The 1,267-nt window shown below is 66.1% G+C and carries 1 protein-coding gene; it reads right to left on the bottom strand.

Features of this window, described 5'->3' with window-relative positions; translation table 11 throughout:
- On the bottom strand, positions 1-1,267 hold a 1,267-nt coding region (locus CAG41_RS28050; RefSeq protein ID WP_178081847.1), incomplete at both ends, for an immunoglobulin-like domain-containing protein.

The following is a 1,267-nucleotide window of genomic DNA, read 5'->3' as shown; positions in this document are numbered from 1 at the left end:
GATGGTGACTTCGACTTTGCCGGCGTCCTTGTAGACGTCGTCGGCAGGCGCCGGAACGGTCACGGTGCCGGACGTCTTGCCGGCCTCGATGGTGATGGTGGCGCCGTTGCTCAGGGTCACGGTCACCGGAGTGCCCGCCGGATTGGTCAGGGTGGCGGTATAGACGATCGAGCCGCCCTCGGCCACGGTTCCGGTGGCGCTCAGGGACAGGTGGGTGGTGTCGACGGTGTCGGTCACGGTGGTGCTGACCGGGGTCTTGTCGCCCACGAGGTTCTCGAAGTTGCCGCCGCTGACGTCGGTGATCGCGTTGGTCAACGGTGCGTGACCGTTCAACGCGTCGTTCGGCGCGGTGGTGGTCACGGTGCCGGTGGTCTTGCCGACTTCAATCGTGATGCTCTGACCGTTGGCCAGGGTCACGGTGACAGGCGAACCGGTCACTGGTGCGCCCACGGTGGCTGTGTAGGTGACGGTGCCGCCCTCAGCCGCCGACTCGGTCGCCGTCAGTTTCACGGTGGTGGTGTCGATGGTGTCGGTGACTTCGGTGACGGCCGGAACGGTGCTCGGCACGAGGTTTTCGAAGTTGCCGCCGGTGGCGTCCTTGATCGTGACCTCAACCTTGCCGGCGTCCTTGTAGACGTCGTCGGCAGGGGCCGGAACGGTCACGGTGCCGGTGGTTTTGCCGGCCTCAATGGTAATGGTCGCACCGTTGCTCAACGTCACAGTGACCGGCGTGCCGGCCGGGTTGGTCAGGGTCGCGGTATAGACGATCGAACCGCCCTCGGCCACGGAACCGGTGGCGCTCAGGGACAGGTGGGTGGTGTCGACGGTGTCGGTCACGGTGGTGCTGACCGGGGTCTTGTCGCCCACGAGGTTCTCGAAGTTGCCGCCGCTGACGTCGGTGATCGCGTTGGTCAGCGGTGCGTGGCCGTTCAACGCATCGTTCGGCGCGGTGGTGGTCACGGTGCCGGTGGTCTTGCCGACTTCAATCGTGATGCTCTGACCGTTGGCCAGGGTCACGGTGACAGGCGAACCGGTCACTGGTGCGCCCACGGTGGCTGTGTAGGTGACGGTGCCGCCCTCAGCCGTCGACTCGGTCGCCGTCAGTTTCACGGTGGTGGTGTCGACGGTGTCGGTGACTTCGGTCACGGCCGGAACGGTGCTCGGCACCAGGTTTTCGAAGTTGCCGCCGGTGGCGTCCTTGATCGTGACCTCAACCTTGCCGGCGTCCTTGTAGACGTCGTCGGCAGGGGCCGGAACGGTCACGGTG

The sequence above is a fragment of the Pseudomonas sp. B35(2017) genome, assembly GCF_002113645.1.
Classification (GTDB): Bacteria; Pseudomonadota; Gammaproteobacteria; order Pseudomonadales; family Pseudomonadaceae; genus Aquipseudomonas; species Aquipseudomonas ekonensis.
Note: the sequence above shows the minus strand (reverse complement) of the source record. Positions and strands in the feature narration are given on the sequence as shown.